The following is a 20,590-nucleotide window of genomic DNA, read 5'->3' on the forward strand; positions in this document are numbered from 1 at the left end:
AATGACCACCAGTGCGGAACACATCGAGGTAAGCGAGCGCCGCAGCGCGCACAACTACCACCCGCTGCCCGTCGTGATCCACGAGGCGCACGGCGCCTGGGTGACCGACGTCGAAGGCAAGCGATACCTGGACTTCCTGTCCGGCTATTCGAGCCTCAACTTCGGCCACGGCAACCCGAAGATCATCGAGGCGGCGCAGGAGCAGCTCAGGAACCTCACCCTGACCAGCAGGGCGTTCTACCACGACCAGTTCGCCACGTTCTGCGCCGGGCTCGGCGACCTGACCGGCAAGGACATGGTCCTGCCGATGAACACCGGCGCCGAGGCCGTCGAGACCGCGATCAAGGTGGCCCGCAAGTGGGGCTACAAGGTCAAGGGGGTGGCGCGGGACCAGGCCAACATCATCGTGATGGAGGACAACTTCCACGGCCGCACCACCACGATCGTCAGCTTCTCCACCGACGACGACGCACACGCGGACTTCGGCCCGTACACCCCCGGCTTCAAGATCGTGAAGTACGGCTCGGCCGAGGCGATCCGCGAGGCGATCGACGCCCACACGGTGGCGGTGCTGGTCGAGCCGATCCAGGGCGAGGCGGGCGTGCTCGTGCCGCCGGACGGCTACCTGACCCAGGTGCGCGAGCTGTGCACGGAGCACAACATCCTGATGATCGCCGACGAGATCCAGTCGGGTCTCGGCCGGACGGGCACGACCTTCGCCTGTGACCACGAGGGCGTCGTGCCCGACATCTACGTGCTCGGCAAGGCCCTCGGCGGCGGCGTGGTCCCCGTCTCGGCCATCGCGGCCGACGAGAACGTGCTCGGGGTCATCCAGCCCGGGCAGCACGGCTCCACGTTCGGCGGGAACCCGCTGGCCTGCGCGGTCGCCAACGCGGTGATCGAGCTGCTCAACACCGGCGAGTTCCAGGCCAGGGCGGCCAGGCTGGGCGAGATCCTGCACGGTCGCCTGCGCGAGCTGATCGGCAACGGCGTGGTGACCGTGCGCGGGCGCGGGCTGTGGGCGGGCGTCGACATCGACCCCTCGCTCGCCACGGGCCGCGCGGTGTCCAAGGCGCTGCTGGAGCGCGGCATCCTGGCCAAGGACACCCACGGCTCCACGATCAGGCTCGCCCCGCCGATCGTGATCTCCGAGGAGGACCTGCACCACGCCGTCGACCAGCTGGCCGACGCGATCGCCGCGCTCAGGTAGCCACCCCCGGTACGGCTCGCGCCCCGCGCGGCGCGAGCCGTACCGACGGTGGTCAGCGGTCGGCGCTCGGCATCATCGTCACGGTCACGGTCGGGACGGGTGCCTGCGGCGCCGACTCGGCGGGCACGTCCTGCGGCCTGGGCGGCGCGCCACTGTCCTGGGCCGCGGAGGGCGCGTCCCGATCCGGTACGGGCGTCACGGTCACCGTCGGCTCACCGGGCGCGGGCGCCGTCGACTCGGCGGACCCGGGCAGTGTCGGCTCGGCGGAGACGGGCGCCGTCGGCTCGGCCGAGAATCGCGGGTCGGCCTTCGTCGTCGGCCGGCCCACGTCCTCGCAGCTGCTGTCGTGCGCGGCGGAGGCGCTCTCCGCCGGGAGCGCGTCGACGACGGAGACACTGGTCTGCGCGGTCAGCGCGAGCACCGAGCCGACCGGCGCCCCCGCGCTCTTCGCGTCCACGACCGTCCCGCGCTCCCCCATGAACATGAAGGTCGTGGGGTCGAAGACGAGCTGTTCGAGCATGCCGCCCTGCGCCTTGCTGCCGAGCGCGGTGCCCTTGCGGCCCGCGCCGTCCTCCACTCCCTCGGCGACCTCCACCCCGGGCAGCGCCTTGGCGGCGTTGAACAGCGCCTCGCGTTGTGGCCGTGGCAGATACGTCTCCCTGATCAGGTCGCCCACCACGCCGAAGGCGTTGTTGTTGGTCACCTTGCCGCGCTTCTCCAGGTAGGCGCGCATGCCGTCCGCGTCGGCCGGGAGCGTGGCGAGATAGGCGTGGTCGGAGCGGGCCTCGCCCATCCTGTCGGGGCAGTTGGCCAGCCGCATCCACTCCTTGCCCTGCCGCTTGCCGGCCTCCTCCGGCATCGGCCAGCCGGGGAACTGCTTGGGCTCCAGCCCTTCGATGGACAGCAGGCCGTCGGCGCTGGCGTCCGCCGAGCGCCACAGCCGGCGCTTGGTCCGGTAGAGGTAGCGGGTCTCCTGCTCGCCCATGGACATGGCGGTGTACATCGTCTCCGACTCCACCAGCACGAACTGTCCCGGCTTGGGCGCCGGCTCGTCGCTCACCCCCGCCAGGACCGGCGCCGCGGGACGGGCCACCGTGCCGTCCCGTCCGGTGGCGGACAGCGTGAACGCCACGCCGCCGACCAGCGCCACGGTCAGGCCGAAGGCCCCCGCCGCCTGCCAGCCGATGCGGGGCAACCGGAAGCGGTGCCGCGCCGTGGTCTCCTGCACCAGGCGGCGGCGGGCGGTCTCCCGCGCCTCCGAGGGGTACGGTGGGACGGCCGGCCGTCCCTCGGCGAAGATCCTGATCTCATCGTCCATGCTCGGGCTCCTCCTTGAAGGGATCGATGCCGCCAAGGGCCCTGCGCACCTTCGTCCTGAGCCGGTGCAGGCGTGAGCGGACGGTGCCGACGGGGATGTCGAGTGCGAGCGCCACATCCTCGTAGGTCAGATCCGCCCACGCCACCAGCAGCAGCAGGTCCCGTTCGGCCGCCGACAGGCGCGTGAGCGCCTTGGCGAGCCTGGGTTGAAGCTGCTCCGCGGTGACCCGGTCGGCGCTGCGCTCGTCGAAGGATCCCGGCCGGTCGGGCGAGAGGCGCGCCATGGCCTGCGTACGGCGGCGCTCGGCCCTGCGGTGCTGCGCCACGACCTTGGTCGCGATGCCGTACAGCCATGGCCTGGCGTCGGAACGCGAGCGGTCGTAGCGCGCCCTGCCGCGGAAGGCGGCCAGGAACACCTCGCCCACGGCGTCCTCGGCCAGTTCGGGGCCGAGCCGCCGCGCGGCGTACCTGAAGATCTCATCGGCGTGCCGGTCGAACAGCGTGGCGAACACCTCCGGTTCGCTCACCGACTGCCCGACCAACGTCGCGTCGTCCAACGCCTGCGCCATCACCACGGAGGGATTCCTTTCTGCGGTCACCCTGTACTTGGCCGCAGCCGGGAGTCCGGTTCCCCCTACTTTGCGAGCCTCCATGCCAGCAGCCCCTCGGGCGCCTCGTCGGGCACGAAGCCCGCCTCGGTCAGCTCGGCGCGCAGGGTGGCGGCGGAGGGCCGGTAGGTGACGCTCTCGACGACGTCCTCGCTGATGACGGCGTCCCCGTGGACGATCCGGTAGGTGAAGCTCGCCTCGATCTTCTCGCCCTCGACGGCGTGCGTCCGCCCCCAGATCTCGTAGGTGTGCCTGCCCACCGGGTAGGCGGCCATCCGGGAGGGCTCGCCGGGCACCGGCATGGGCCGCTCGGCGAAGTTGAAGACCAGCCGGCCGCCGGGCACCAGCCGGCGGGCGAGGGTCTCCCACAGCTTCGGCCGGTCGTCGATCGCGTAGAGCACGGCGATCATCACGACCATGTCCACCGGCTCGTCGAGGTCGACGTCCAGCGCGCCGTACGGCAGGACGGTCACCCTCTCCAGCAGGCCGGGACGGGCCGCGAGCCTGGACAGCAGCACCGACCGCATGCCGAGAGAGGGCTCCAGGGCGAAGATCTCGCCGTCGGTGGCGTCGGCGATGACCTCGGTGATGAGGCCGGTGCCCGCGCCGATCTCCAGCACCGACCCGCGCACCAGCGGGGGAAGCTTCTCCCTCACCTCAGGCACGTGCCCGTCCTCGTGCCACAAGTCATAGAAGGGGACAGCCGGGGCGTACTGGTCAAAGGTCATGGACTGTTTCTAGCGGCTGCAGCGACTCGCCGTACCAGACAACGGTGATCCGCTCGCCGAACTCCAGCGCCGCCAGCGCGTTCTGGAACACCGGCCCCTTGGTCACCCGCCAGCGGAACGGCGGGCGCGGAAGGCGGGCGAGCGAGGCGAGCAGGCCGCCGATCAGCGTGGCGACGCCGAACTGGGTGAAGATGTTGGCCAGGCGCAGCGCCTTGCTCAGCGGGTTGCGGATGGGCGAGCAGACGATCTGGTAGATCGGCCCGGGCGCCTGCGCCAGGTACGAGTAGTGCACGTCGCCCGACAGGATCAGCACCGGCTCGCCGAGCTTGACCAGCAGCCGCGCGAGGTCGTCGAAGGAGCGGCGGAAGGCGGCCCAGTGCTCCAGGTCGAAGGTCTGCCGGAACCACTCCGACAGCCGCGCGACGGTCTTGCCCCACTTGCCGTCGCACAGCGCCTCGTTCCAGTTCTGGACGTAGTGGACGCCCTCGGGCAGCAGGAACGGGATCGACGAGCCGATGATCAGCCGTCCTCGCGTGCGCGCGATCTGGTCCCGCAGCCATTCCCACTCGCCGGGGTCGAGCATCCGCCGGTCGCCGGGCGTCAGCTGGCGCGCGCACCTGGTGTCGACCACGATCAGCCGGGAGTGTCCGAGGTCGCGGGCGTAGCTCCACCTGTTGCTGCTCGGTTCGGCGTCGGCCTTGGCGGCGAAGTCGTCGAGCACGGCGGCGCCCTCGCCCCGCTTCAGCGCGGCCAGCACCGGGTCGCCCGCGCGCTCGTCCGGCGACATGTTGCCCAGGTGCTGGTAGATCCAGTAGGCGCCGAGCCCGGCGACCACGCGCCGGTGCCACCAGGGGGTGTGCGCCATCGCGGCGCGCCAGTCCTGGGAGGTGTTCCAGTCGTCGCGCAGGTCGTGGTCGTCGAAGATCATGGCGGTGGGCACCGTCGACAGCAGCCACCGGATGTCGGGGTCGTCGGTCCACGCCTGGCGGTAGAGCGCGGCGTACTCCTCGAAGTCGGCGATCTCCTGGGCCGGCTCCTCGCCGGGACTCCTGCGCGAGGCGATGAGCTCCAGCACGGCCGGTGCGGGCTTGTCGGCGTAGACCTGGTCGCCGATCATCAACAGCAGCTCGGGCAGCGGCCTGTCGCTGCGCGCGTAGGCGCGCAGCACGTCCACGCCGTGGGTGGCGGTGTGCGCCGCGTCGTGCGGCACACTGGTACGGCAGGAGCCGAACATCACCCGCGAGGGCCCTTCGGGCGGCATGAGTTCGATCCGGCTGGGCCGGTCGATCGGCCACACCTGCTCGCCGTTCACCTCGACGGTGTACTCGCCCTGGAAGCCCTCCAGGTCGACGATCGCGTAGTGGTGGCCGTGGACGGTGAAGGTGGGGGTGTCCCACCGCCCGCACACCGTGACCACGCCGGGCTGGTCGGTCTCCACCCAGATGGCGGCGTGCGTGGAGTCGACGTAGCGGAGCATCGGACCGACGAGCAGATCAGCCATTCGTCCCCTCGATGTGACGTTTCGGCGCGGTTCTCGCCTCAAGACTGCCAGAGTGGCATGTTCCCCTCGCGTCGATCTCCAGCTTGGATCTTCAGTATGGGGATCAGCCACGGGTTACGCTGATCATCACAGAACCGCCCATGGGTAAAGCAATGGCGCTTTTCCCGCTTGGGCGTACATAACAGGAGGAATCCTTCCCATGACCGTCATGGTGCCGTCAAGGACGCCGGCCCTGATCACACCCGGGCGACAAGCCCTCGACTCCGCTCTCCACCAGCTCGACCAGGCGGCCGAGCACCTCGGCCTCGACCAGGGCCTGCGCACGATGCTCGCCACGCCGCGCCGCTCGCTGACCGTCTCCGTCCCGGTCCGCCGCGAGGACGGCACGATGGACGTCGTGCAGGGCTTCCGCGTCCAGCACAACGTCTCGCGCGGCCCCGCCAAGGGCGGCATCCGCTTCCACCCGGCCACCGACATCCACGAGGTCACCGCGCTGGCCATGTGGATGACCTGGAAGTGCGCGCTGGTGGGCATCCCGTACGGCGGCGCCAAGGGCGGCGTGTGCGTGGACCCGACCGCGCTCACCACCAGGGAGCTCGAGCGGCTGACCCGCCGCTACGTCAACGAGATCCTCCCGCTCATCGGCCCCGAGAAGGACATCCCCGCCCCGGACGTCGGCACCGACGAGCAGACCATGGCCTGGATCATGGACACCTACAGCGTCAACGCCGGGTACTCGGTGCCGGGCGTCGTCACGGGCAAGCCGATGACGCTGGGCGGGTCGCTCGGCCGTGCCGGGGCCACCTCCAGGGGCGTGCAGATCGCGACGCTGTCCGCGCTGGGCCGCTCCCCCGAAGGGGTGAGCGTCGCCGTGCAGGGCTTCGGCAAGGTGGGCGCGCTGGCCGCGCAGTACCTGTCCGACGCGGGCGCCAAGGTGGTCGCGGTCTCCGACGTCACCGGGGCGGTCCACAACGCCGCCGGGCTCGACATCGCCGGCCTGCGCGCATGGGTGGCCGAGTCCGGCGGCGTCGCCGGCTACCGGCACGCCGACGCGATGGACCACGCCGCGCTGCTGGAGTTGGACGTGGACGTCCTGGTTCCCGCCGCGCTGGAGGGCGCGATCACCGCCGAGAACGCGCCGCGGGTCAAGGCCCGGCTCATCGTCGAGGGCGCCAACGGCCCGACCACGCCCGAGGCGGACGAGATCCTGGCGGCGCAGGGCACCACGATCGTCCCCGACATCCTGGCCAACGCCGGCGGCGTGATCGTGTCGTACCTGGAGTGGGTGCAGAACATGCAGGCCTACTCGTGGAGCGCCGACGACGTCGAGATCAGGCTCCGCGACCTCATGGAAGGCGCCTTCGGCGAGGTCAGGTCGGTGGCGGAGGCGCGCGGGATCACCCTGCGCCAGGCGGCCCACGTGATCGGCGTGGGCAGGGTCGCCGAGGCCCACCAGATGCGCGGTCTCTACCCCTGACGCGTGTCCGGGCGGCGCGGGTGAAGATCCGCGCCGCCCGGGTCCTTAGGATGCGCGCTATGACATATCCAGACCCGATCTACTTCGACGACAAGGGCGAGAACAGCGCCGTCCACCGTCCCGCCGGATCCGCGCCCGACCTGGTCTACCCGACCGGCAACACCGTCGACTACCTGGCCACCGGTGCCTCCACCGGCGGCCTGTTCGGCCTCTACCGCTGGAACATGGGGCCCACGCCGAGCGGCCCCGGACCGCACTTCCACAAGACGATCACCGAGTCCTTCTTCGTCCTCGAAGGCACGATCAGCATCTACAACGGTGACCGCTGGCTCGAGACGAAGCCGGGCGACTGGGTCCACGTGCCCGCGGGCGGCGTGCACGGCTTCCGCAACGAGTCGGGCGAGCCCGCCTCCATGCTGCTGCACTTCTCGCCCGGCGCGCCTCGCGAAGGCTACTTCGAGGGCCTGCTCGACGTCGCCACCATGAGCGACGAGGAGAAGGCCGAGTTCTACCTCCGCCACGACAACTACTGGCTCTGAGCGGTTCAGGCTTACGCGTAGGGGGCGGTGATGACCTCCATGCGGTGGCCGTCGGGGTCGTCGAAGTAGACGCCGCGGCCGCCGTACAGGTGGTTGATCATCCCCGCCTTCGCGTGCCCTGGATCGGCCCAGAAGTCCAGGCCGCGCGCCTGGATGCGCCCGAAGATCTCGTCGAACTCGGCCTCGCTGACGATGAAGCAGTAGTGGTTCGGCCGGACGTCGGCCGAGTCCATGTAGTCGAGGGTGACGCCGTTGGCGGTCTCGACGGGCACGAACGGGCCCCACTGCGGGCCCGCCTTCAGTCCCAGGATCTCCGCGATGAAGGCGGCGGAGGCGTGCTTGTCCCTGCTCGGCACGATGGTGTGGTTCAGGTCGACAGCCATGACACCACCGCACCATCGTTCACCGCCCCTGGCAATTCCGGCACGCGCCGACACGTACACAGTCGCCAAGCCGGCCCACGACCCCGGCCCGCGACATGGCCCGCGACCGGGCCCATGACCTGGCAGAACGCCACCCTGCCCGATAGAGTGCGCAAGATCAAAACTTGGGGGGACGGGTGCTCAGGCTCGTGGTGGCGGCGGGGTTGCTCCTGCCGGTGGGCGCAGGTCCCACCGTGGACGCGCGCGACTCTGCCGGCGGGAGCGGCGCGGCGGTTCCCGCGATGTCAGCGCTGTCGGTGCCGGACCGGCGGGTTCTCACGCCGGGAGGCGACCGGCTCGGGCACGCGCCCGTGGCGCGACCGTACACGGGCAGGTACCGGCTGGCGGGGCTGCTGGTGAGCCACGACCCCGTCAGCCGCAGGGAGCTGACCTGCGGCGCGGTCGTGCTCCGGTCGCACAGCCGCAGCCTGGTGCTGACCGCGGCCCACTGCCTGTACGGCGACGGCCACCGCTTCGACCGGATCGTCTTCATGCCCGCCTACAACCGCGACGGCTCGGGCCGTCCGGCGCTCGGCGTCTGGCCCGCCGTGCGCTTCTGGGTGCCCAAGCGATGGCGGGCCAGGCCGTACTCCACCGCCCAGCTGCCCTACGACGTCGGCGTGGTGGGCGTCGCCGCCGGGAACCGGCAACTGGAGGAGATCACCGGGCCGGGGCTGCGGCCGCGCCTCACCCGCAGGGGCGACTCGCTGTCGCACCTCGAACTGCTCGGCTACCCGATCGGCGGCTCCTACCCCGGCAGCGACCTCCACCGTTGCGTCGGCGACGCCGTCGAGGGCGGCGCGGCCGGGCCCGGGGTGCTCGTCACGCGCAACTGCCACGCCGCGCCCGGCGACAGCGGAGGGCCCGCCGTGCTCGGCCGTGCGGTGGCCGGCGTGGTCTCCTCCTCCAGCCCGTTGCGGGACGCCGCCGGGTTCACGGTGATGACGCGGCTGACCCCGAGACCGTTCGGCAGGCTCCTCGCCGCCGCCGACCGCGCCATGGCCCCCCGGACGTTCACCCGCTGAGAAGACCCGCTCCCCACGGACCATCCCTCGGCCGCCCCGAACCATCCATCGGCCCCGCCGGCCTTCGCCCGCCGAGGTGCCCCGCTCCCCGCGGATCGTCCGCAGGTCCTCAGGCGACGAGGGCCGCCTCGCGGTCGCAGGCGGCGACGATCTCCTCGCAGACCTCGTGCGTGACCAGCGCGTCCTGCGCGCTCAGCACCTCGCCCGCCCGCACCGCGGCGAGGAAGGCCATGCCGGCCTGCTCGACCCCGCGCTGCCGCGACACCGGCACCCAGTCGGGCCGCCGCACCAGCGTCTCCCCCGCGGGGCCGTGGTCGACGACGTCGCCCAGGTTCACCACGCGGCGCTTCACGCCCTCGCCCAGCACCTCCAGGCTCTCCTCCGAGGCCGCGCCGACCCTGTTCATGACGCCGTGCGCCATGAAGCCCTCGCCCGCCAGCTCCAGCACCAGGTGCTCGACCAGCCCGTCACGCATCCTGGTACGGATGCGTGTCTCCGTCACGGGCCCGGGAGCGAGGAAGCGGAGCGTGTCGACCACGTGGATGAAGTCGTCGAACACCGCCCTTCTCGGCGTGTCCGGCAGGGCGGGACGGTTCTTCTGCATGAGGACCAGATGGCGCGACAGGTCGAGCATGCCCGCGTAGCCGGGGGCGTAGCGGCGGTTGAAGCCCACCATGAGGGAGACGCGCCGGTCGGCGGCCAGCCGTACCAGGTGGCGGGTCTCGTCGAGGGTGTAGGCGACGGGCTTGTCCACGTAGACGTGCACCCCCGCCCTCAGCAGCGGCTCCACGATCGCCGGGTGGGCCTCGGTGGCCGCGTGCACGAACGCGGCGTCGACACCCGCCTCGACCACCTCCTCGACCGAGGTGGACCGCTCGGCCACGCGGTGCGCGGCGCCGAGCCGGCGCAGGGTCCGCTCGTTGCGGGTGCACAGGTGCAGGTCGAGGTCGGGCTGGGCGGCCAGCACGGGGAGGTAGGCCTTCTCCGCGATGTCGCCCAGGCCGATCATGGCAATCCTCATGCACCGAGCGTAGTGCGCCCGCTTCGCGCCCGCCCGCTGCCCTCTCACACGCCCAGCGTCGCGCGGAGGGCGTCGTCGATCGGGGTGGGCTTGATCCCGAAGGTGTCGGTGAAGGCCGACGAGTCGATCTCGAACGGCGCCACGAACTGGTAGCGGGTGTGCCGCAGCTCGCCGATCAGCGGGTTGACCAGCCCGATCGCCCGCACCAGCGGCCACGGCAGCCGGCTCATCCGCGGCGCGGGCAGTCCCAGGACGGTCGCCATCCGGTCGCCGATCTCCCTGAACGTCAGCGGCTCGCTCGTCGGCACGTGCCAGGCCCTGCCCCAGGCCCGTTCGTCCGCGGCCGCGACGACGAGCGCCTCGGCCACGTCCGGCAGGTACGTCCAGCTGTGCGGAACGTCGGCCGGCCACACGAGCGGGATCGTCCTGCCCGCCCTGAGCGGCTTGATGAAGCGGTCACCCAGGAAGGACTGGTCCGTCGCCCCGGGTCCGAAGTAGTCGGACCCGCGCACCTCGGCCACCCTGACCCTGCCCGCCTCGTGCGCGGCCAGCATGTCGGCCCACATCGCGGCCCGCACCTGGGCCTTCGGGCTGTCGGAGGCCGGCGGCAGGTCCTCGGTCATCGGCCCCTGAACCGGGCCGTAGCTGTAGAGGTTGCCCAGCGCCACCAGCACCGCGCCGCTCTGCTCGGCCGCCGCCAGGAAGGACGCGGCCATCGGCGGCCAGTCGGTGAGCCAGCGGTGGTACGGCGGGTTGACGCAGTTGTAGACGGCGTCGGCACCCCTGGCGATCTCGATCAGCGCGGCGCTGTCGGCCACGTCGGCGGCCACCTTCCTGACTCCTTCGGGACCGCTGCCCGAGCGGGTGACGACCACGACCTCGTGACCCTGCGCGATCAGCTTGCGAGCCACGTGCCGGCCGACCTGACCCGCGCCCACGACGACATGCTTACCCATGATCAACCTACCTTCAGAAGAGACGCGTACGAGTGTGGCCTGATCTCACTACTGGTGCCACAGCAGGCGAAGGACCCCGTTGACGACGAAGGCGGCACCCAGGACGGCCGCCGGGGTGAGCGCCCCGGCAGCGTAGAGCGCGAGCGCCCCGCCGCCGAACCAGGCGACCTCGAACAGCCCGCGCGCGATCCCCGTGAGGGGGTAGGTGGCGTTGGCGCCACCGCCCGCCGCGAACAGGCCCCACAGCACGCCGAACAGGACAGGCGCGCCGAGGCCCAGCAGCAACCGCAGGGCCCAGGAGGATCCGGCGGTGAAGCCCCAGTAGCCGACCGCGCCGATGACGCCGAGCTCCAGGAAGAACATCAGAGCCAGGTTGGCTCCCTTGGCGATGGCGAGCATGCGAACCTCTTCGTGAGCGCCGTTCATTGACGAGAGCAATGCTCTCCCAAGAGAGCGGAAGAGTCAAGAGCAGTGCTCTCGTTTTTTGGCGGCGCTCTGGTAGCGTGCTCCGCATGACGACCGCAAGCCGTACCGCCAGAGAACGCGTCCGCGCGGAGCTGATCAGGGAGATCACCGACATCGCCCGCCGGCACCTGTCCACCGACGGCGCCGCGGGCCTGTCGTTGCGGGCCGTGGCGCGGGAGATGGGGATGGTCTCCTCGGCCATCTACCGCTATTTCCCGACGAAGGACGATCTGCTGACGGCGCTGATCATCGACGCCTACAACGCGGTCGGCGCGGCCGTCGAGCAGGCCGACGCCGGGTGCGCCCGGGACGACTTCCTCGGGCGCTGGCTGGCGATGTGCCGGGCGATCAGGGCGTGGGCGCTGGCGCACCCCCACGAGTACGCGCTGATCCACGGCACGCCGGTGCCCGGCTACCAGGCCCCGGCCGACACCGTCGATCCCGCGGCGCGTGACGGGATCATGTTCGCGAAAGTGCTGTCGGACGCCCACGCGGCGGGGGCGATCCAGGTGCCCGCCGACACGCCGGCCCCGGAGGAGTTCGCCGGCGACGCCGCCGCGCTCCGGGAGGCGATCTTCGTGGGGCTCCCGGACGAGGTGATCCTGCGCGGCATCCACGCCTGGACGTGGGTCTATGGGGCGGTCAGCTTCGAGCTGTTCGGCATGTACAACAGCGTCGTGACCGCGCCGGCGGCCACGTTCGAGCACGGCGCCCGCTCGATCGCGCACTACCTGGGCCTTCGCTGAAACGCGAGGCCCGGCCGGCCATGACGCCGACCGGGGGTACGGCGAGGCGTGCCGTACCCCCGGGGTGAGTCACGTCAGCGGGAGGCCCGGTTCACCGCCGAGATGATCGCCTTGAGCGAGGCCGTCGTGGTGTTGCCGTCGATGCCGGCTCCCCACAGCACCTGGCCGTTGACGTCGCACTCCAGGTACGAGGCGGCCTTGGCGTCGCTGCCGGCGCTCATCGCGTGCTCCACGTAGTCGAGCACGCGCACCTCGAACCCGAGCGCCGAGATCGCGTCGATGAACGCCGAGATGGGCCCGTTGCCGGTGCCCTCGACCTCACGGATCTCCCCGTCGATGCGCACGTCGGCGCTGATGCGGTCCTTCTCGTCGACGGTGGACTCGTGGCGGTGCGCCATCAGGCTGAGACGGCCCCAGCGGTTGGCCGGGTTCGGCAGGTACTCGTCGGTGAAGATGTCGAACATCTGGGCCGGCGAGATCTCGCCGCCCTCCTCGTCGGTGCGGGCCTGCACGACCTTGGAGAACTCGATCTGCAGCCGGCGCGGCAGGTCGAGCTGGTGGTCGGCCTTCATGATGTAGGCGACCCCGCCCTTGCCGGACTGGCTGTTGACCCTGATGACCGCCTCGTAGCTGCGGCCGATGTCCTTGGGGTCGATCGGCAGGTACGGCACCGCCCACCGGAAGGAGTCGACCGGCACCCCTGCGGCGGCCGCGTCGGCGGCCAGGTGCTCGAAGCCCTTCTTGATGGCGTCCTGGTGGGAGCCGGAGAAGGCGGTGTAGACCAGCTCGCCGCCCCACGGGTGGCGCGGGTGCACGGGCAGCTGGTTGCAGTACTCGGTGACCCGGCGGATCTCGTCGATGTCACTGAAGTCGATCTCGGGGTCGACGCCCTGCGAGAACAGGTTCATGCCCAGGGTGACCAGGCAGACGTTGCCGGTGCGCTCGCCGTTGCCGAACAGGCAGCCCTCGATGCGGTCGGCTCCGGCCATGTAGCCCAGCTCGGCGGCGGCCACGGCGGTGCCGCGGTCGTTGTGCGGGTGCAGCGACAGGATGACGGAGTCGCGGTAGGCCAGGTTGCGGTGCATCCACTCGATCTGGTCGGCGTAGACGTTCGGGGTCGCCATCTCGACCGTCGCCGGCAGGTTGATGATCACCTTGCGGTCGGGGGTGGGCTGCCACACGTCGTTGACCGCGTTGCACACCTCGACCGCGTACTCCAGCTCGGTGCCGGTGAACGACTCCGGGGAGTACTGGTAGTGGACGTCCACGTCGGAGGCCTCGGCCAGCTTGCGCACCAGCTTGGCGCCCTCGACGGCGATCGCGGTGATGCCCTCCCTGTCCATGCCGAACACCACCCGCCGCTGCAGCGTGGAGGTGGAGTTGTACAGGTGGACGATGGCCTGCTTGGCGCCCCTGATGGCCTCGAAGGTCCGCTCGATCAGCTCCGGCCTGGCCTGCGTCAGCACCTGGATCACCACGTCGTCGGGGACGCGGCCCTCGTCGATGATCTGCCGGACGAAGTCGAAGTCGGTCTGCGAGGCGGACGGGAAGCCTACCTCGATCTCCTTGTAGCCCATCCGCACCAGCAGCTCGAACATCTTGAGCTTGCGGTGGGAGTCCATCGGGTCGATCAGCGCCTGGTTGCCGTCGCGCAGGTCGACGGCGCACCAGCGGGGCGCCTTGGTGATGACCCGGTCGGGCCAGGTGCGGTCGGGCAGCCGGATGGGCTCGAACGGCTGGTATCGCTGGAAGGGCATGGAACTGGGCTGCTGAGCGGTCATGTCATGATCCTCGTCGGTCGGAAGGAAACGGCCGACGCGCATGACTCGCTCCGCGACGAGGGAGCCGGCCTTCTAGAGGCCCCCGCCGCGGCGGCTAAGAAGCAGTCCACGCAACACGTCAAGCACGCTACCAGACGCTCAGGAACGCTTGTGTCAAGGTCTCGCATCGCGAGACACGAGCACGGACAGACAGGTCACGCAGCCTTCGAGCTTCTCGAACTCGGAGATGTCCACCTGGACCACCTCGAGCCCGCGCTTCTCGAGCGACGCGGCGGTGGCGGGCGCGGAGGCGGCCATCAGCACGCGGTCGCCGCCCAGCAGGACCAGGTGGGATCCGGCCTCCTCCTCGGGCACGAGCAGGCCGGGCAGGTCGACGTGCCCGGGAACGCCGATGAGGGTCCCGTCGGGCAGCGCGGTGACGGCCGACTTCAGATGCAGCACGCCGCGCATCTCGACGGGCACGACCTCCCGCTCGGGCAGGTGCGCGGCGAGCTGGGCGATGCCCTCGTCGTTGGTCCTGGCCGACCTGCCGACGTAGATCCGCGAGCCGACCTGCAGGACGTCGCCGCCGTCCAGGGTGCCGGGCCCCTCGATGCGCCTGATCTCCAGATCCAGCGCCTGGACGGCCGCCGCCACCGTCTCCACCTCCGGCCGCCGCTCGGGCGCTCCGGGCCTGGTGAGCACGGCGGTGCCGGCGCTGACCACGACCGCGTCCTCGACGAAGACCCCGTCGGGAAGGTCGTCGGCCCGCTCGACGTGGCGGATCTCCCAGCCGTTCGCGCTGAGAGCCTCGACGTAACGCTCGTGCTGGCGCGCCGCGAGGTCGGCGTCGACCGGCTCGCGCTCGATGTTGGTGACGATGCCCTCGGCCAGATGGGGGCCAGGCGTTCTGACCAGCGCAATACCCGACATGGGATGATTTCTACCACGCGATGGTTAGAGTCTGATCCATGCAGGACAACGAGATTCTCAGCAGGATCAACGCCCTCGTGACCGAGGAGCACGAGCTGCGCGGCCGGCTCGCCTCCGGCGAGGTCACCACCGACGAGGAGAACGCCCGCGTCAAGGAACTGGAGGCGGCGCTCGACCAGTGCTGGGATCTGCTGCGCCAGCGCAGGGCCCGCCGCGGCGTGGGCGATGACCCCGACTACGCCGCCCCCCGCCCGGCCGACGAGGTGGAGAACTACCAGCAGTGACCTGCGCCGCGCCCGGCCGGTAATTCGCTGGCGGTCCGCCGCGCTGGTGGGGTTGCCTGGCCTCATGGACATCCAGCGCATCGACCTCGACCCGCCCGGCGACCTGCTGACCGGGCTGCACGCGGCGTTCCTCGCCGCCGACGCCGACCATCCGGGACCGGGCATGTCGCTGCCCGGCTACACCGCCATGGTGTCACGCGGCTTCCCCGGCGACGTGATGGAGGCGTGGGCGGTGGTCGAGGACGGCAGGGTCGTGGCCGGCTACGGCCTGGGCCTGCCGATGACCGACAACACCCACCTGGGCGTGGTGCGCAGCCTCGTGGTGGTCCCCGAGCGCCGTCGCCGCGGCCTCGGCACCGCCCTGGTCGCCCACGCCGCCGACCGGGCCCGTACGGCGGGCCGCCGCATGCTGCTGACCGAGGCCCCGGCGGAGGGCCCGGCCGACGGCTTCGCCCGCGCGACCGGCTTCACCCCGTCACTCGGGGAGGCGCGCAGGGCGCTCGACCTGCGCGCGGCCGACTGGGCCCGCGTCGAACGCATGCTGGCCGACGCCGAGCCGTACGCCGCCGGCTACCGTCTCGAGCGCTGGGCGGGCACGGCCGCGCCCGAGCTGCACGCGGACCTGGCGTTGCTGATGGAGGGCATGAACGACGCTCCCCACGGCGACGACGTCGAGGGCATGCGGTGGGACGCCGGGCGCATCGAGGCGATCGAGGCGACGAACGCCGAGTTCATGCAGCAGACCTACTCCATGATCGCCAGAAGGGCCGCCGACGGGGCCGTGGCCGGCTACACCCGCATCTACGTCGACCGCGCCGAGCCGGACGGCTGGGGCCGCCAGGCCGACACCGTGGTGCTGGGCGAGCACCGGGGGCACCGCCTCGGGCTGGTGCTGAAACTGGCCAACCTGCTGTGGTTCCGCGAGATGGAGCCGGACGTCGACCGCATCATCACGTGGAACGCCACCTCCAACGCGCACATGCTCGCGATCAACGAGGCGATGGGATTCGAGCTGGTCGACGAGTGGACCGAGTGGCAGCGGGAGGTCTGACGGCGCCAGGCCGAATAATTCATCCTACCTTCGGGTGATTTCCGTTGTGTTAAGCGGAGGTTAGATAAACCGTCATCCCCCTGGACGGAACAACCCTCTGTGGAGAGCCTACGACCTGCAACGACTCTCGCAGGAGGTCCCCCTTGACGACACACGCAGCCGCGCGCACCCCATGGAAGGCGGTGCTCGGCGGATCGGTTGGAAACCTGGTCGAGTGGTACGACTGGTTCGTCTACAGCAGTTTCGCCGTCTACTTCGCGAGCTCGTTCTTCCCGAAGGGCGACGCCACCGCCCAGCTGCTCAACACCGCCGGCATCTTCGCCGTCGGCTTCTTCATGCGGCCGATCGGCGGATGGCTGCTCGGCCGCTACGCCGACAGAAAGGGCCGCAAGGCAGCCCTCACCCTGACCGTCACGCTGATGTCGGCCAGCGCCCTGCTGATCGCCATCGCACCCACCTACGCCGCGGCCGGGTACTTCGGCGCGGCCGTCCTGCTGGTGGCTCGCCTCCTGCAGGGCATCTCGGTCGGCGGTGAGTACGCCGCCAGCGCCACCTACCTCACCGAGGCCACGCCGCCCGGCAAGCGCGGCTTCGCCTCGAGCTTCCAGTACGTCTCGATGACCGCGGGCCAGATCGTGGGCCTCGGCCTGCAGATCATCCTGCAGAACACGATGACCGAGGAGGCGCTGAAGTCGTGGGGCTGGCGCATCCCGTTCATCATCGGCGCGCTGGCCGCCGCCGTGGTGTTCTACCTGCGCCGCAACCTCATGGAGACCGAGGTCTACGACGAGCAGGAGAAGGGGGTCGAGCGCGAGCGCGGCACGCTGCGTCAGCTCTTCGCCCACAAGCGCGAGTTCCTGCTGGTCATCGCCCTCACCATGGGCGGCACGGTCGCGTACTACACCTACACGACCTACCTGACCAAGTACCTGTCCAACACCGCGGGCCTGGAGAAGACGACGGCGACGCTGGTCAGCTTCTGCGCGCTGTTCATCTTCATGTGCCTGCAGCCGCTGGCCGGCGCGCTGTCGGACCGGATCGGCCGCCGCCCGCTGCTGATCACCTTCGGTTTCGGCTCGATGCTGGGCACCGTCCCGCTCATGACCGCCCTGTCGGGTGTCAGCGGCTTCGGGGGCGCGCTGGTCCTCTCGCTGACCGGTCTGATCATCATCACCGGCTACACCTCGATCAACGCGGTGGTGAAGGCGGAACTGTTCCCGACGAACGTGCGGGCGCTCGGCGTGGCGCTGCCGTACGCGATCGCCAACGCGCTGTTCGGCGGCACGGCCGAGTACGTGGCGCTGTGGTTCAAGGACTCGGGCATCGAGTCCGGCTTCTACTGGTACGTCTCGGCCTGCGCCGCCGTCTCGCTGATCGTCTACTTCACGATGCGCGAGACCCGCGACGCGGCCCTGTCCTCCAGCGAGAAGGCCGAGCCGCAGCTGGCTCGCGTGTAGGACGCGCGGACGCGTGCGGCAGGCCGCCGCGAACCCGTGGTCCCCATCACGCGTTTGTTGTCACTACGCTCCTCACATGCGAGTTCTCCTGGTCGAAGACGACGACCGGCTCGCGGCCGCCCTGACCACGGCCCTGTCGCGACACGGTCACCAGATCGTGCGCGCGGGGCTGGCGGTCGACGCCCTCCGCCTGGCGGGGGGCGTCGACTTCGTCCTGCTCGACCTCGGCCTGCCCGACATGGACGGGCTGGAGGCGCTGCGCCGCGTCCGCCGGGTGTCCGCGGTGCCCGTCATCGTGGTCACTGCCCGCACCGAGGAGCGTGAGATCCTGCGCGGTCTGCGCTCCGGTGCCGACGACTACCTGGTCAAGCCGTTCCGTACGGCCGAGCTCATGGCCCGCATGGAAGCCGTCGTACGCCGCGGCACCCGCCCCATGCCGGCCAGGGACCACGTGGTCATGGCCGGCGACGTGCGGATCGACCTGGAGACCCGCCAGGTGAGCGTCGCCGGCGAGCCGGTCACGCTGACCAGGCGGGAGTTCGACGTCCTCGCGCTGCTGGCCAGGGAGCCCGGCGTGGTGCGCAGCCGCGAGGAGATCCTCGACGAGGTGTGGGGCGACCCGCTCCTGTCGGCCTCCCGCTCGCTCGACGTCCACGTCGCGGGCCTGCGGTCGAAGACCGGCCGTCCCGGCCTGGTCGAGACGCTGCGCGGCACGGGCTACCGGCTGGGAGGGCAGTGAGACACCGGCTGGTCGTCACCTTCACCACGCTCATCGTGCTGATGATCGCGGCGCTGGCCGTACCCCTGGGGATGGCCTACGCCTCGCACCGCACCAACCGGCTGCTGCTCGACCGCCGCGCCGACGCCACCCGCTTCGCCGAGCTGGCCGACCAGGCCGCGCGCGAGAACGACAGGACGGCGCTGACGGCCGAGGTCATCCGCTACGCCGACCTGTACGGCGCCGCCGTCGTGGTCAAGGGCCGGGACGGCACGACCCTCGTCCAGGCCGGCGACATGCGCGCCGACACGGGCGCCGCGATCCGCCTGGCGCTGTCCGGGCAGACGACCGAGGACCTGCCGACGATCAGTCCGTTCGGGCCGGGCCACGTGCTCATCGCCGAACCCGCCGGCCGCGACGCGCAGCTGTCGGGCGTGGTGCTGCTGCAGGCGCCCACGACACAGGCGCGGGCGGACGTCTCCCTGGTGTGGGCGGGCCTCGCGCTGGGGGCGCTGGTGGCGCTCGGCTACTCGGTGCTGGCCGCCAGAGGGCTGGCCAGGTGGATCCTGCGGCCGGTCACCGAGCTCGACCGCACCACGCAGGCGATCGCCGAGGGCCACCTCGACGCGCGCGCCCATCCGGGTGTGGGGCCGACCGAGCTGCGGCGGCTGGAGGAACGGTTCAACGCGATGGCCGACGCGGTCTCCACGACGCTCGACCGGCAGCGGGCGTTCGTGGCCGACGCCTCCCACGAGCTGCGCACCCCGCTCACCGTGCTGTCGCTGCGCCTGGAGAACCTGGAGCCGCACCTGAAGTCCGAGGGCACGTCGGAGTTCGAGGAGGCGCTGGCCGAGGTCGACCGGCTGGCGGGCCTGGTGGAGGACCTGCTGGCGCTGGCCAGGGTCGAAGCGGGCGCGGTGGCCCAGCAGCTCGACTCGCTCACCCCGCTCGCCCCCCGGCTGGCGGGCTGGCGCGAGGTCTACACCGCGAAGGACCTCACCCTCGAGGTCGACCTCGAGCCTGACGCGACGGTGCCCGAGGCGGCCGCGCGGGTGGCCGACATCGCGCTGGACAACGCCCAGAAGTTCGTCCCGCCCGGCGGCACCGTCACCGTCACCCTGGCCGGCGGCGTGCTGCGGATCGCCGACGACGGCCCCGGCCTTCCTGAGGAGGAACGGGTGCAGGCCCTCGGCAGGTTCTGGCGGGCGGGCACGCACGCCAACGTGCCCGGCAGCGGGCTGGGGCTGGCCATCGCGGCCGAGCTGGCGAGGGCCTGCGGGGCGACGCTGGCGCTGGAGGCCAACCGGCCGCGGGGGCTGGTGGTGGAGCTGCGGCCGGCTCAGCCGTACACGGACCTGTAGTAGCGGGCCGCGCCCTCGTGCAGCGGCACGGCGCCGGTGCCGATCGCGTAGCGCCTGTCGAGCCGCCCGCCGGGCGCGTCGGGGGCTTCGAGCCGGTCGCGGCTGGCGAAGAGGGTCTCGGTGACGGCGAAGGCGACGTCGGCGCCGAGCCCGGCCCTGCACACCAGGTAGCTGGGGGTGCCGATGGTGGGCACCGGGGCCGGCTGGCCGTACTCGCCCGCCGGGACGATCGCGCTCTCGTAGAGCGGGCCGTACTGCCTGCGCAGCGGCCCGACCAGCCAGTCGAGGGGCAGCAGCCGGACCGGGAGGTCGCCGGCGGCCAGGGCCGGGGTGGGCACGCCGCCCGACCAGAAGAAGGCGTCGACGGCGCCGACGGCCAGCGCTCTGAGCGACTCGTCCAGGCCGAGCCTGGAGGTGCGGGCGCGTTCCTTGAGCGCGGCCTTCGCCAGCACGCGCTCGGCGGTGAACGCGGTGCCCGAGCCCTCCGCGCCGGTCGAGACCGCGCGGCCCGCCAGGTCCTGGATCCTGGTGACGGGCGAGTCCTCGCGGACCACCAGATGGACGTAGTTCATGTACATCCTGGCCAGCGCGAAGACGGGAGCGTGGCGCACCCGCACCGCCTCGTCGGCGCTGTCGGCCAGCGACAGGCCGAGGTCGGCCCTGCCGTCGGCGAGCATGGTGAGATTCTCGATGCTGGCGGCCGTCTTCAGCACGGTGACGTCGAAGCCGCGCCGCCCCAGCTCGGCGGCGAACCTGTCCCCCAGCGCCTCGTACGGTCCCCCGGCGGGGCCGGTGGCGAAGCGCAGGCCGGCCACCTCGTCGCGGTCCGCCGAACAGCCCGCCTGCCAGCCGACCGCCAGTCCCGCCGCGACGGCGAGGAAGGCACGGCGGGTGACGGACATGCCCCCCAAGGTATCCGGTCATGAGGCCGGCGGGCTCAGGACGCCCTTTGCGTTCCCATGGCACAGGGAGATCCCCTTAGGGCGGCTTGTTCAGACAAGCTGTGCGCAC

General features: G+C 71.3%; 21 protein-coding genes. 10 read left to right on the top strand and 11 right to left on the bottom strand.

Going from position 1 to position 20,590, the window contains the following annotated elements; genetic code table 11:
• The first annotated feature begins 1 nt into the window (after window position 1).
• On the top strand, window positions 2–1,210 hold the full coding sequence (rocD, locus tag ACWEVS_RS11155) for an ornithine--oxo-acid transaminase (RefSeq protein ID WP_354906556.1): 1,209 nt from the start codon (window positions 2–4) through the stop codon (window positions 1,208–1,210).
• 52 nt (window positions 1,211–1,262) lie between these two features.
• On the opposite strand, the gene ACWEVS_RS11160 is transcribed toward rocD, so the two are convergent.
• From ACWEVS_RS11160 to ACWEVS_RS11175, 4 genes are all read right to left on the bottom strand, one after another.
• Window positions 1,263–2,528, bottom strand: coding sequence for a CU044_5270 family protein (locus tag ACWEVS_RS11160; protein ID WP_452551126.1), 1,266 nt, complete (start codon window positions 2,526–2,528; stop codon window positions 1,263–1,265).
• Window positions 2,518–3,096, bottom strand: a complete 579-nt coding sequence (locus ACWEVS_RS11165) for an RNA polymerase sigma factor (protein WP_449917561.1) — start codon at window positions 3,094–3,096, stop codon at window positions 2,518–2,520. Before ACWEVS_RS11165 ends, ACWEVS_RS11160 begins: the two co-directional genes overlap by 11 nt.
• 65 nt (window positions 3,097–3,161) lie before the next feature.
• Window positions 3,162–3,863, bottom strand: a complete 702-nt coding sequence (locus tag ACWEVS_RS11170; RefSeq protein ID WP_354906558.1) for a class I SAM-dependent methyltransferase — start codon at window positions 3,861–3,863, stop codon at window positions 3,162–3,164.
• Entirely contained in the window at window positions 3,853–5,364 is a 1,512-nt protein-coding gene (locus tag ACWEVS_RS11175; RefSeq protein WP_449916660.1) for an alkaline phosphatase D family protein, read from the bottom strand. Before ACWEVS_RS11175 ends, ACWEVS_RS11170 begins: the two co-directional genes overlap by 11 nt.
• A 199-nt stretch (window positions 5,365–5,563) precedes the next feature.
• Between ACWEVS_RS11175 and ACWEVS_RS11180 the strand changes: the two genes are divergently transcribed.
• Together ACWEVS_RS11180 and ACWEVS_RS11185 are read left to right on the top strand one after the other, a co-directional pair.
• On the top strand, window positions 5,564–6,841 hold the full coding sequence (locus ACWEVS_RS11180) for a Glu/Leu/Phe/Val family dehydrogenase (RefSeq protein ID WP_452551128.1): 1,278 nt from the start codon (window positions 5,564–5,566) through the stop codon (window positions 6,839–6,841).
• A gap of 59 nt (window positions 6,842–6,900) precedes the next feature.
• A complete protein-coding gene (locus ACWEVS_RS11185) occupies window positions 6,901–7,380 on the top strand; it encodes a cupin domain-containing protein (protein ID WP_354906561.1) in 480 nt (159 codons plus the stop codon).
• Between the two features lie 11 nt (window positions 7,381–7,391).
• Here ACWEVS_RS11185 and ACWEVS_RS11190 read toward each other — a convergent pair whose 3' ends face one another.
• The gene (locus ACWEVS_RS11190; protein ID WP_354906562.1) at window positions 7,392–7,763 is read right to left on the bottom strand and encodes a VOC family protein; all 372 of its coding nucleotides are present in this window, start codon (window positions 7,761–7,763) and stop codon (window positions 7,392–7,394) included.
• Window positions 7,764–7,927: 164 nt separating this feature from the next.
• Here ACWEVS_RS11190 and ACWEVS_RS11195 point away from each other — a divergent pair, with 164 nt between their 5' ends.
• Complete coding sequence (locus ACWEVS_RS11195) at window positions 7,928–8,827, top strand: trypsin-like serine peptidase (protein WP_452412765.1); 900 nt, start codon at window positions 7,928–7,930, stop codon at window positions 8,825–8,827.
• Window positions 8,828–8,936: 109 nt separating this feature from the next.
• Here the strand turns inward: ACWEVS_RS11195 and ACWEVS_RS11200 are convergent, their stop codons facing one another.
• Genes ACWEVS_RS11200 through ACWEVS_RS11210 form a run of 3 tightly spaced genes read right to left on the bottom strand, consistent with a single transcriptional unit; the run spans window position 8,937 to window position 11,203 of the window.
• Window positions 8,937–9,848 carry a Gfo/Idh/MocA family protein gene (locus tag ACWEVS_RS11200; RefSeq protein ID WP_452551131.1) on the bottom strand — a complete coding sequence of 304 codons (912 nt, stop codon included), beginning with the start codon at window positions 9,846–9,848 and terminating at the stop codon, window positions 8,937–8,939.
• Window positions 9,849–9,892: 44 nt separating this feature from the next.
• Entirely contained in the window at window positions 9,893–10,804 is a 912-nt protein-coding gene (locus ACWEVS_RS11205) for an NAD-dependent epimerase/dehydratase family protein (protein WP_452551133.1), read from the bottom strand.
• A 48-nt stretch (window positions 10,805–10,852) separates the two neighbouring features.
• Window positions 10,853–11,203: a YrdB family protein gene (locus tag ACWEVS_RS11210; RefSeq protein WP_452551135.1), complete on the bottom strand. Its 351-nt coding sequence runs from the start codon at window positions 11,201–11,203 to the stop codon at window positions 10,853–10,855.
• A 113-nt stretch (window positions 11,204–11,316) separates the two neighbouring features.
• Between ACWEVS_RS11210 and ACWEVS_RS11215 the strand changes: the two genes are divergently transcribed.
• Complete coding sequence (locus ACWEVS_RS11215) at window positions 11,317–12,015, top strand: TetR/AcrR family transcriptional regulator (RefSeq protein ID WP_452551137.1); 699 nt, start codon at window positions 11,317–11,319, stop codon at window positions 12,013–12,015.
• Between the two features lie 74 nt (window positions 12,016–12,089).
• Here ACWEVS_RS11215 and leuA read toward each other — a convergent pair whose 3' ends face one another.
• Both leuA and ddaH read right to left on the bottom strand, forming a co-directional pair.
• On the bottom strand, window positions 12,090–13,796 hold the full coding sequence (leuA, locus tag ACWEVS_RS11220) for a 2-isopropylmalate synthase (protein ID WP_449916676.1): 1,707 nt from the start codon (window positions 13,794–13,796) through the stop codon (window positions 12,090–12,092).
• A 153-nt stretch (window positions 13,797–13,949) separates the two neighbouring features.
• Window positions 13,950–14,708 carry a dimethylargininase gene (gene ddaH / locus ACWEVS_RS11225; RefSeq protein WP_452551139.1) on the bottom strand — a complete coding sequence of 253 codons (759 nt, stop codon included), beginning with the start codon at window positions 14,706–14,708 and terminating at the stop codon, window positions 13,950–13,952.
• Between the two features lie 38 nt (window positions 14,709–14,746).
• Between ddaH and ACWEVS_RS11230 the strand changes: the two genes are divergently transcribed.
• The 5 genes from ACWEVS_RS11230 (at window position 14,747) to ACWEVS_RS11250 (ending at window position 19,579) form a co-directional block, all read left to right on the top strand.
• Window positions 14,747–14,992: a DUF2630 family protein gene (locus tag ACWEVS_RS11230; protein WP_354906570.1), complete on the top strand. Its 246-nt coding sequence runs from the start codon at window positions 14,747–14,749 to the stop codon at window positions 14,990–14,992.
• Window positions 14,993–15,056: 64 nt separating this feature from the next.
• The gene (locus ACWEVS_RS11235) at window positions 15,057–16,043 is read left to right on the top strand and encodes a GNAT family N-acetyltransferase (RefSeq protein WP_452551141.1); all 987 of its coding nucleotides are present in this window, start codon (window positions 15,057–15,059) and stop codon (window positions 16,041–16,043) included.
• A 143-nt stretch (window positions 16,044–16,186) separates the two neighbouring features.
• The gene (locus ACWEVS_RS11240; protein ID WP_449916685.1) at window positions 16,187–17,500 is read left to right on the top strand and encodes an MFS transporter; all 1,314 of its coding nucleotides are present in this window, start codon (window positions 16,187–16,189) and stop codon (window positions 17,498–17,500) included.
• Window positions 17,501–17,576: 76 nt separating this feature from the next.
• On the top strand, window positions 17,577–18,239 hold the full coding sequence (locus ACWEVS_RS11245; protein WP_354906573.1) for a response regulator transcription factor: 663 nt from the start codon (window positions 17,577–17,579) through the stop codon (window positions 18,237–18,239).
• Complete coding sequence (locus ACWEVS_RS11250; RefSeq protein ID WP_449916689.1) at window positions 18,236–19,579, top strand: sensor histidine kinase; 1,344 nt, start codon at window positions 18,236–18,238, stop codon at window positions 19,577–19,579. Before ACWEVS_RS11245 ends, ACWEVS_RS11250 begins: the two co-directional genes overlap by 4 nt.
• On the opposite strand, the gene ACWEVS_RS11255 is transcribed toward ACWEVS_RS11250, so the two are convergent.
• Window positions 19,558–20,481 carry a TAXI family TRAP transporter solute-binding subunit gene (locus tag ACWEVS_RS11255; RefSeq protein ID WP_452551143.1) on the bottom strand — a complete coding sequence of 308 codons (924 nt, stop codon included), beginning with the start codon at window positions 20,479–20,481 and terminating at the stop codon, window positions 19,558–19,560. The genes ACWEVS_RS11250 and ACWEVS_RS11255 overlap by 22 nt on opposite strands.
• Window positions 20,482–20,590 lie beyond the last annotated feature (109 nt).

This window comes from Nonomuraea sp. NPDC003754 (assembly GCF_053605785.1).